We start from the raw sequence: 10,321 nt of genomic DNA, 5'->3' as shown, positions 1-10,321 counted from the left end.
CCTGAGCTGCTGTTCGTCCACCGTCGCCAGGTCCTCGAACAGACCGGCCGACGCATCACCTTGGTGCCTGGCATCACTCATGCCTCAGCACATGCCAGTTTCGTGCCAGCAAAGGGCGGTGGAGAAAAACTCTCAGGCTCTCAGGCCTGACTGTCGAGCCCACGATGGAGGCCGCGATGGCCTTGGCAGACAAGTTGCGCATTCATCCCACCATCGTGGCCGGACGCGTTCGTCACGAAACAGGCAACTGGCGACTGTTGAGCAGCATCAAGGCGGATGTGCGCCGACTGTTCGCCGACCAACTGCAGGAGCCAGCCCACAAAGCTTGATCGACAAAGAAAAAACCCCTGGGTGCTCGAACACTCAGGGGCCTTGGTGAGGTGAAAAGGGGTCTACCAAACCACCCAAGCACATCACGTCTTAGCGAAGGCTGCGGACCCTACCCTACCAGTTCGCAGTGCACGGGCTCGCGTGAAAACCCCTCAACCCTTCTACGAGGAGTTGGCATGGCCTACACGGACAACTTGTTCATCGCCGCTCAAGATAGTTGACGCCGGAAGTCGCTGCCTGAGCGGCGGCAGCGGGTGCTCCAACGGGACGGGCGAGTGGCGGCCGGCTCGGCGCCGAGCGCGCGGTCAGGCCAGGGCGGTGCGGGGCCGCGACGCGAGCCAAAGCCCGATAAAGGTCAGGCCGGCGTTCAGCAGCAGCAGTTCCAGCCCGAAACGATAGGCGCCAAACAGCCAATCCTGCGACCTCTCGATCAGCCAGCACAGCGCCGGCGCGGCCAGCGCCACCCAGGGCAAGGCGCCACCGCGCGGCTCGCGCCGGACCAGGATGGCGAATGCGAACAACCCCAGCAGCGGGCCATAGGTGTAGCCGGCCAGCTTGAGGATGAGGTTGACCATGCTGGGATCGTCCAGCCAGCGGAAGGCCAGCGTCAGCAGCAGGAACACGCCTGCGTAGCCCAGGTGAACCCGGCGCCGGATGCGCGCCTTGGCAGCCTCGTCGAGGTCATCGCGTTTCATCAGGCCCAGCAGGTCCAGGCAGGTGGACGAGGTCAGCGCCGTGATGGCGCCATCGGCGCTGGGGAACAGCGCCGAGATCAGCGCGAGCAGGAAGACCAGCTGAACCCAGGCCGGCAGGTATTGCAGCACGACCGTCGGGAACAGCCGGTCGCCCTGGGCGGCCACGCCATGCTGCTGCGCGAACAGGCTCAACAAGCCGCCCAGGAACAGGAACAGCGCGACGACGACCGCGGTGATGCAGGCCATCAGCATCATGTTCTTCTGCGCGTCGGCGAGGCGGCGCACCGAGATGTTCTTCTGCATCATCTCCTGGTCCAGACCCGTCATCGCGACGGCGATGGCGGCGCCGGCCAGCAACTGCTTGCCCCAGAAGCTGGCGCTGGCGGGGTCGTGTACGACGACACGCGTCATGCCGGCCGCGTCCAGCGCCTGCCAGCCCTGCCAGAGGTCCAGGCCCAGCGCATGCAGCAGCAGGCCCACGCAGATCAGCAGGCCGCCCAGCATGCCCGCGGTCTGCAGCGTGTCGGTCCAGACGATGGTCTTGACCCCGCCCTCCATCGTGTAGAGCAGGATCATCAACAGCACCACCGCGGCGCTGAGCCAGAACGGCAGGCCCATGCGCTCCAGCACCATGTCCTGCAGCACGCGCACGACGAGGTAGAGCCGCGCCGTAGCGCCCAGCGTGCGCGACAGGATGAAGAAACTCGCGCCCGTCCGGTGCGCCGACGCGCCCAGGCGCAGCGCCAGCAGCGTGTAGATGGAGCTGACGTTGAAGCGGTAGTACAGCGGCAGCAGCACGAAGGCGACCAGCGCATAGCCAATCAACTGGCCGGCGATGATCTGCAAATAGGCGAACTGGTTGCCGGCCACCATGCCGGGCACGCTGATGAAGGTGACGCCGGACAGTGACGTGCCGATCATGCCGAAGGCCACCAGCAGCCAGTGGCTGCTCTTGTTGCCGACAAAGAAGCTGGCGTTGTCGGAGCGCCGGCCCGTCCACCAGGCCACGCCAAGCAGCAGCGCGAAATAGGCCAGCACGACGCCCAGCAACAGCGGCGCCGAGAGTGCGCCGGCGCTGGGCATCGCGGCGGTGGCGTCTTGTGGGGAGATGGGAAGGCTCAAAACGGATCCTGTATTGGGTGGTGCGTGCAGCAAGACCACACGGCGAGGTGTTCATGCGCGGCATCCGGGTTTCGATCGGACCGCAGCGCCACGACAGCGGCTTTCGCCAGGCAAGGCCGCAGGGGCAGTTGCCCGCGACCGCATCGTTCAGCGCGGGGCATGGCCATCCAGTGCCGCCAGAACCGCCGTGTGGATGGCGATGCGCGCCGCGCCGATCTGCCGGTTCTCGCGCGTCGGGTTCACGCGGTTGCTCAGCAGCACGACGAAGGCCTGGCGTGAACGGTCGATATAGAGGGAGGTGCCGGTGAAACCGGTGTGCATGACGGCATCGGGCGACGCCAGTGGCCCGGCGAACGAGCCCGTCTGGCCCTGCGGCGTGTCCCAGCCCAGCGCGCGTGAGCTGCCCGGCGGCAGGTCCTGCCGGACGATAAAGCCTTCCACGGTCTCCGGCCTCAGCAGCGGCCGGTCGTCCAGCCGGCCACGGCCAAGGTAGAGCTGAGCCAGCCGCGACAGGTCCGCCGCCGTCGAGAACAGCCCTGCATGGCCGGCGACGCCGCCCATCAGGTCGGCATTCTCGTCATGGACGGTGCCGCGCACGAGGCGGTGACGGTAATGCGTGTCCAGCTCGGTCGCCGGGATGCGCGGCAGCAGCGACGCCGGCGGATTGAAGCCGGTGTCGCGCATACCCAGCGGCTCGAAGACACGCGCCGCGAGGAAGCGGTCCAGCGGTTGGCCCGACACGCGTTCGACAACCTGGCCCAGCAGAATGAAGTTCTCGTCGCGGTAGACGTAGCGCGCGCCCGGCGGCGCCTCGACAGGCAACCTCTCGACCGCCTCCAGCAGCTCGTCGCGCGTCCTGGCGTGCTTCCACAGCAGCCTCGGCGACGGCAGGCCGGCGCTGTGCGACAGCAGGTGGCGCAGCGTGATGTCGGCATGCCCCGGCGGCCCGGCGAACCCGGGCAGGTAGCGGACGACGGGCTCGTCCAGCCTCAGCAGACCGTCGTCGCAAAGCAGGGCCACGGCGGTCGTCGTGGCCACCACCTTGGTCAGCGAGGCTACGTCGAAAACGGCATCGACGGGCATGGAGGGCGCATCCGGCGATGCGTCCAGCCGGCCAAAGCTCTTCAGCGCTACCAGTCTGCCGCCGACACCGACCGCCAGCACCGCACCGGGGAAGGCCTTGCGGGCCACCCAGGCATCGACCTCCTGGAAGGCGGCGGCGAAGCGCTGCTCCTGGGCCGGCACGGCGTCCGCGAAGGCGGCCGAAGGCGGCGGGGCCGGCTGGCCCCACTGGCAGGCGCCGAGGGCGGCAGCCGCCATCAGCCCGGGCAGGCATCGGAGGAAGGGGCGCATCGTCGTAAGCATGAAAAGTGCAGGCGCCGCAGCGTACGGCCAGCGCCCCGCACCGGCCATCGACAAACATCGCCGCCCCATAGACGGAAGTCATACGGTCAGCGCAACCATGGATCCACTGGGCTGGCAGCGCCTGAATTGCCGCACAAGTCACGCCAACACCCTTTCGCTCACCGCCCAGAATTCGTCCGGGCGGGCGTTTTCTGCTGAAATTCCAAGCCTTTTCATCCACACGCCACATTCGAGACCCTAACGGGGCAAGTCGTCGCCCGCGCGAGGCCGCCCCATGGCGTGCTTGTCCGCATTCCGGCAAAGACCGCATGACGCATACCATCCATGGCATGGACGAGCAGCCGAACGCCGAGTGTGTGGCAGGGCAAGGCCTGCCCCTGGACACCCCCACGACGCCCTCCAGTCGCCCGTCGCCCAGGCATCCCCCGACCGAAGCCGCCTGACCGGCCGCCCGCCCCATCTTGAGCCGCAAGCCCTCGTCCTCGCTCTTTGCCGCCCTGGCCCTGGGCGCCAGCATCGGCCTTCTGCTGCCGGCCCTCATCGTCGGCGGTCTCTTCATCGGGTTGCGCGAGTCCCAGGTGGCCGAGCAGTCGCTGCAGCGCGACCTGAACGCCAAGCTGGACGTGCTGGCCAGCAGCCTGCCCGAGCTGCTGTGGAACCTGGACGCCGTGGCGGCGCGCGAGGTCGTGTCGGCCATCGTCAAGTCGCCCGAGGTCGTGCGCGTCAGCGTCAGCGATGCGTCCCAGGGCCTGCCCTTCATCGAGAACCATCTGCCCGAGCGTCGCCTGGGCAAGACGCTGACAGGCGAACGCGACATCATGCGCGGCACCACGCGCATCGGTCACATCCAGATCGAGATCGACGACCACCTCAGCACGGCGGCCGTTCTGCGCCAGCGCTGGCTCTATGGCGCCACAGTCGGCGGCCAGTTGCTGGCCTCGCTGGCCATGGTGCTGTGGCTGCTGAACTCGCGCCTGTTCCGCCCCTTGCGCGAACTCGGCGGCTTCGCCAACGACCTCGCCGAAGGCCGCTTCAACGCCAAGCTCGAACACCGGCGCGAGGATGAGATCGGCCAGTTGGGCAGCCATCTCGAGCACATGCGCGATGCGCTGCAGCAGCAGTTCGATGCACAGCGCCACCTCATCGAGCGACTGCGCGGCGTGGCCGAGACGGCGCCCGGCGTCGTCTACCAGCTGCGCCTGGCTGTCAACGGCGAGTTCTCGTTCGCCTACGTCAGCGAGGCGGTGCGCGAGTACTTCCTGCTCGGCAGCGCCGAGCTCAGCCGCAGCGCCGCGCCCTGGTTCGAGCGCATCCACGCCGGCGACCGCGCCGGCGTGCGCGAAAGCTTGCTGGCCTCGGCCCGCAATCTCAGCCCCTGGCAGCAGGAGTTCCGCACGCCGCAGGCCGACGGCGGCGAGCGCTGGCTGTACGGCAACGCCATTGCCCAGCGCGAGGCGGACGGCAGCGTGCTGTGGCACGGCTTCCTGACCGACATCTCGCGCCAACGCCGCGACGCGCTGGAGCTGGAGCGCTACCGCCACCACCTGGAGGAGCTCGTCGAGGCGCGCACCGCCGCACTGGCCGAGGCCACCCAGGCCGCGCAGGCCGCCAGCCTCGCCAAGAGCGCCTTCCTGGCCAACATGAGCCACGAGATCCGTACGCCGATGAATGCCATCATCGGCCTGACCTACCTGGCCCAGAGCGACACCGTTGAGCCCGAGCAGCAGCAGCGCCTGCAGAAAGTCGCCAACGCGGCCGAGCACCTGCTCAGCGTCATCAACAACGTGCTAGACCTCTCCAAGATCGAGGCCGGCAAGGTTCAGCTGGAACGGCGCGAGTTCACCGTCGACCAGGTGCTGGACAACATCGCCAACATGACGACGCAGGCCGCCGCCGCCAAGCAGCTGCGTGTCGAGACCGACGTGGCGGCGGTCCTGCGCGGGCGCGTGCTCATCGGCGACCCCCAACGCATCTCCGAGGTGCTGCTGAACTTCGCCGGCAACGCCGTCAAGTTCACCGACCAGGGCTTCGTGCGCCTGAGCGTATGCGTGGACGAGGGCCAGCCCGGCCCCGGCCTGGCACTGCGCTTCGAAGTGCAGGACAGCGGCATCGGCATCTCGCCCGAGGCACAGGCTCGGCTCTTCCGCGACTTCGAGCAGGCCGACAGCTCGACGACGCGCCGCTACGGCGGCACCGGGCTGGGCCTGGCCATCTGCCGCCGTCTGGCCGCGCTGATGGGCGGGGCCGTCGGCGTCGAAAGCGCGCTGGGCCACGGCAGCAGCTTCTGGTTCACGCTCAACGTCGAGTCCGCGAGCTACACGCCCACGGCGCCCGCACTGCTGCCGCGCCTGCACTCCGCGCGTGAACGCCTCGCCACGCTGGCCAAGACCCATCCGCGCCGCATCCTGCTGGCCGAGGACAACCCGGTCAACCAGGAGGTCGCCGTCGCCCTCATCGGCAGCGCCGGCCTCGCGGTGGACGTGGCCGTGGACGGCCGGCAGGCCATCGCCATGGTCAAGGACGGCGACTACGCCCTGGTGCTGATGGACGTGCAGATGCCCGTCATGGACGGCTTGGATGCGACCCGCGCGATCCGCCGCCTGGCCCAGGGTGCCGGTCTGCCCATCCTGGCCATGACGGCCAACGCCTTCGACGAGGAGCGCCAGCGCTGCCTGGAGGCCGGCATGGACGATCATGTCGCCAAGCCCGTCGTCGCCGAGCAGCTGTTCGCGACCCTCCACGACTGGCTGTCGGGCACGCGCACGAGCGCCAGGGGCAAGGCCTTGGAGAGCTGATCAGTCCAGGGCAGAGCGCTGGGCCTGCCACGTGCCGGAGGCCCACGGCCCTCCATCGGCACAAGCAGTCAGTCCGCAGGGGCTGCTTGGGGCAGCCCCGCTCCCAAGCCGGCCAGCCTGGCGATGTGCTTGCCGGCCAACCCGGCCTGCATCGCCGCCCCTGCCGCCCAAGAGACTCCTTGGACGAGAGGTTATTGCGACTCCTTGATAAGCCGCCCCGAGCCGGCCTGCAGCGGCCGCGCGTTCATCGGGTAGAGCCTGGCGAACACGTCCAGTTGCGGGCCTGACAGCGCGACCGGCTGGCGCAGCACCATCCACAGCACGCCCTCGCTGCAGGGCGGCGTCGTCAGCGAACCCATGTAGGTGTAATAGCCACGCTGCTCGGGCAGCAACTGGCTCGGGTCGATCTGCCCCTGGGCTGGCAAGTCCTCCCCCTTTTCCAGCGGCAGGTTGCCCCAGACGGCCTGGATGACGGGATGGGCCATGTCGTCGCCCCCCCGCTCCAGGAGCACGGCGACAACGGCCAGCCGTCCCTGCGCATCCTTGTGCACGAGGTGGGCCACCATGTCGAACAGCTTGCCGTTGACGCGCTCTTCGCTGGGCCGGTGGAAGTGGAACTGCTGCAGCTCGTAGCGCCGCCCCATGACGGAGAGCCCGCTACCGGGCGCGACGTTGACCTGGATGGTGTGGCCGTTGTCCAGCACCGAGAAGCTGCCGGGGTGGTAGTCGAAGGCGATCCGCTCGAGGTCGACCGCCAGGCCCTCGCGGATGTCGATGGGGCTCTGGCGCGTCCCGACGGCGCAGAGCCGGTTCTCGGGCGCCAGCTCGGCCCAGTGCTCAGGACCGGCCTCCCCCGTGTAGCCCCAATGCACTGGCTTGGGCGGCTGGGCCTTGGCGGCCTTGGCGGACCGGGCAGCCCGGGCAGCGGGTCTGGCGGTGGCCACACCTTCGACCGGCGTGGCCAGACGCTCCGCCAGGCGCTGGCGCAGCACCTCGACTGGTTCCTTGGGCTCCTCGGCCCGGGCGGCGAGCGCCAGCAGGCAGGCGACGAGGATCACGCGCGTTTTCATACCGCACATTTTCGGCCGGCCGGCCGCGAGCTTGAGCGCCGCGTCAGGCTGCGATCGAGCGCCTGACGCCATACCAGGCCACCAGGCCCACCAGCATCAGCCCGGCCGACGCGAGGGCCAGGGCCAGCGTAGAGTGCATGACCAGCGGCACCAGCAGGCCAGCCACAAGGCCGTTGGCCGCCGAGCCTATGCAGGCCTGCAGCGACGAGGCCATGCCGCGGCGCTCGGGCACCTGGTCCAGCACCAGCAGCGTGACGACGGGCACCATCAACGCCCAGCCGAAGGAGAACAGGCCGATCAGCGGCAACGCCCAGAAGGCGCTCAGCGGCGCGACCAGGTTGAGCGCGATGTTCACGACCGACACGGCGACCATGATGCGAAAGCCCCGCATGATCTGCCGCTGCGGCGACATCTTGCCAGCCAGCCGCCCGCTGACGGCCGCGCCGGCCATGATGCCGCCAATGGTGCACAGGAAGAACCAGAAGAATTGCGTCGGCGCGAACTGCAGGTGTTCGCCGAGGAAGACCGGCGTGGCCAGCACGTAGAGGAACATGCCGTTGAACGGGATGCCGCTGGCCAGCACCAGCATCATGAACTTGGGACTGCTGCACAGCCGCCAGTATTCGCGCATCAGCGCGCCGACGTGGAAAGGCTGGACCAGATTGGGATGCAGCGTCTCGGGCAGCAGCCGCCAGTTGGCAACCAGCAGCACCGCGGAGACGGCCGTCAGGAACCAGAAGATCGAGTGCCAGTCGGCGTGCACGAACAGGAAGCCGCCCACCATGGGCGCGATGGCCGGCGCGACACCGAAGAACAACGTCACCTGCGACATCACGCGCTGCGCGTCCGCGGGCGGGAACATGTCGCGGATGATGGCCCGCGACACGACGATGCCCGCGCCGGCCGACATTCCTTGCACGGTGCGCCAGAACACCAGCTGGCCGATTGAGCCCGCCACCGCGCAGCCTATGCTGGCCAGCGTGAAGACGGCCAGGCCGACCAGCACGACGGGGCGGCGGCCGAAGCAGTCCGACAGCGCACCATGGAAGAGGTTCATGAAGGCGAACCCCAGCAGATAGGCCGACAGCGTCTGCTGCATCTCTACCGGCGTCGCATTCAGCGCCGCGGCGATGCCGGCGAAGGCCGGCAGATAGGTGTCGATGGAGAAGGGGCCGACCATGGCCAGGCAGGCCAGCAGAACGGACAGGGCCCAGCGGGGCGCGCGCCACAGGCGGCTGGCGTCAGGATTCATCGGGGCGGTCGGGTAGACGGGCGGGCAGCCGCAGGTTGCGGCGGCCGGCCAGTGTATCGACCCGTCCCGGCGCGCGCGGGCCTGGGGTTGTAGCCGGGTTCAGGCGAAGCCCTGCCGCGGCCCTGCCGTCTTGAACTGCGCGATGACTTCGAGCAGGTCGGCCGCCTGCAGGCGCAGGCTCTCGGCCGCGGCGGCGCTCTGCTCGACGAGGGCGGCGTTCTGCTGCGTGCCCCGGTCGATGGACGCCACCGCCTGGTTGACCTGGCCGATCCCGCTGCTCTGCTCGGTGGCCGAAGCGTCGATCTCGGCCATCAGATGGGTCATGCGGTGCACCTGGCTGACGATGTCGCCCATGGTCGCGCCGGCCTCGCCGACAAGCTGGCTGCCGGCCTGGACCTTCTCGACGCTCGCGCCTATCAGGCTCTTGATCTCGCGCGCTGCCTGAGCGCTGCGCTGTGCCAGTGCGCGCACCTCGCCGGCCACGACGGCGAACCCTCGCCCCTGCTCGCCGGCGCGCGCCGCCTCCACCGCCGCGTTCAGCGCCAGGATGTTGGTCTGGAACGCAATGCCGTCTATCGTGCCGATGATGTCGGCGATGCGGCGGCTGGAGTCGCTGATCTCGCCCATGGTCGTCACGACGCGCTGCACCACGTCGCCACCGCGGCCGGCCACCTCGGTCGCCGCGCTGGCGAGCCGGCTGGCCTGGCGCGAGCTCTCGGCCGTCTGCTGCACGGTGGACGTCATCTGCTGCATGGACGCCGCCGTCTGCTGCAGCGCGGTAGCCTGCTGCTCGGTGCGGCTGGACAGGTCGTGGTTGCCGCTGGAGATCTGCTGCGAGGCCGTGACGATGCTGTCCGCCGACCGGCGCACGCGATCCACCATGTCCACCAGACCATCATTCATGCGCTTGAGGGCGGCCAGCAGCTGGCCGGTCTCATCCCCGCGGTCGACGACGATGTCCGAGCTCAGGTCACCCGACGCGACGGCCTCGGCCAGGTGCACGGCGCGCTCGAGCGGCCGCGTGACGGCGTTGCTCAGCGCCCAGCCCAGCAGCACCGCGGCGGCAACCGCCGCGAGACTGGCGCCCACCATCAGCGCACGATCGCTGCCGTAGGCGCTTTCGGCCTGCTGCACGCGCGCGACGGACTGCCGGCTCTCGTAGGCGAGGTAGTCCTCGGTCGCCTTCAGCAGGGCCGCAAGCAGCGGGCGGCATTCGCCGTTCATCTTGGCGATGGCCTCGTCGCGCCGGCCGTCCAGCGCCATGGCGACGATGGCCAGGGCCACCGGGCCATACCGGGCCTCGATGCGCTCCATGTCACTCACCAGCGCGGCGTCGCGCACGCCCAGGTCACCAGCCCGGTCCACGGCCTGCCTGAGCGCGACCATGACCTGCCGCATGTCCTCATGCGCCCGGCTGACGGACGCCTTCTCGAGGTCGCGATCGGCGGGCGTCGTCACCAGTACCAGGTTGCGCGCCGCGATGGCCCGGCGCGTCGCGGCGCCGCGCACGTCGTTGACCAGCCGCTCTCGCTCGCCCACGCCGGCCAGATAGCCGGTGAAGCGGCTGTTGGAGCGACTCAGGGAATTCAGCGCCAGACCCGACACCAGCAGCACGACGGCCGCCAGCACGGCGAAACCCAGCATCAGCTTGGAGCGCAACCGCAGATTGCTCAACTTCATCGCAACACTCCC

Annotated in this window: 7 protein-coding genes; 2 read left to right on the top strand and 5 right to left on the bottom strand. The window is 69.1% G+C overall.

The window, feature by feature from the left end:
- The first annotated feature begins 176 nt into the window (after positions 1 to 176).
- The gene (locus tag JOY88_RS08420) at positions 177 to 329 is read left to right on the top strand and encodes a hypothetical protein (protein WP_293501815.1); all 153 of its coding nucleotides are present in this window, start codon (positions 177 to 179) and stop codon (positions 327 to 329) included.
- A 306-nt stretch (positions 330 to 635) separates the two neighbouring features.
- Here the strand turns inward: JOY88_RS08420 and JOY88_RS08415 are convergent, their stop codons facing one another.
- Positions 636 to 2,147 (bottom strand): sodium:solute symporter, encoded by a 1,512-nt coding sequence (locus JOY88_RS08415; protein ID WP_293501814.1) that lies wholly within the window; start codon positions 2,145 to 2,147, stop codon positions 636 to 638.
- 147 nt (positions 2,148 to 2,294) lie between these two features.
- Entirely contained in the window at positions 2,295 to 3,500 is a 1,206-nt protein-coding gene (locus tag JOY88_RS08410; RefSeq protein ID WP_293501813.1) for a serine hydrolase domain-containing protein, read from the bottom strand.
- Positions 3,501 to 3,973: 473 nt separating this feature from the next.
- On the opposite strand from JOY88_RS08410, the gene JOY88_RS08405 reads away from it, so the two are divergent.
- Positions 3,974 to 6,307 (top strand): ATP-binding protein, encoded by a 2,334-nt coding sequence (locus JOY88_RS08405; protein ID WP_293501812.1) that lies wholly within the window; start codon positions 3,974 to 3,976, stop codon positions 6,305 to 6,307.
- 191 nt (positions 6,308 to 6,498) lie between these two features.
- On the opposite strand, the gene JOY88_RS08400 is transcribed toward JOY88_RS08405, so the two are convergent.
- The 3 genes from JOY88_RS08400 to JOY88_RS08390 form a co-directional block, all read right to left on the bottom strand.
- Positions 6,499 to 7,377 (bottom strand): carbonic anhydrase, encoded by an 879-nt coding sequence (locus tag JOY88_RS08400; protein ID WP_293501811.1) that lies wholly within the window; start codon positions 7,375 to 7,377, stop codon positions 6,499 to 6,501.
- 43 nt (positions 7,378 to 7,420) lie between these two features.
- A complete protein-coding gene (locus JOY88_RS08395; protein ID WP_293501810.1) occupies positions 7,421 to 8,629 on the bottom strand; it encodes a multidrug effflux MFS transporter in 1,209 nt (402 codons plus the stop codon).
- Between the two features lie 99 nt (positions 8,630 to 8,728).
- Entirely contained in the window at positions 8,729 to 10,309 is a 1,581-nt protein-coding gene (locus tag JOY88_RS08390; protein ID WP_293501809.1) for a methyl-accepting chemotaxis protein, read from the bottom strand.
- Between the last annotated feature and the right edge of the window lie 12 nt (positions 10,310 to 10,321).

Source organism: Roseateles sp. (genome assembly GCF_019237615.1).
GTDB lineage: Bacteria > Pseudomonadota > Gammaproteobacteria > Burkholderiales > Burkholderiaceae_C > Pelomonas.
Note: the sequence above shows the minus strand (reverse complement) of the source record. Positions and strands in the feature narration are given on the sequence as shown.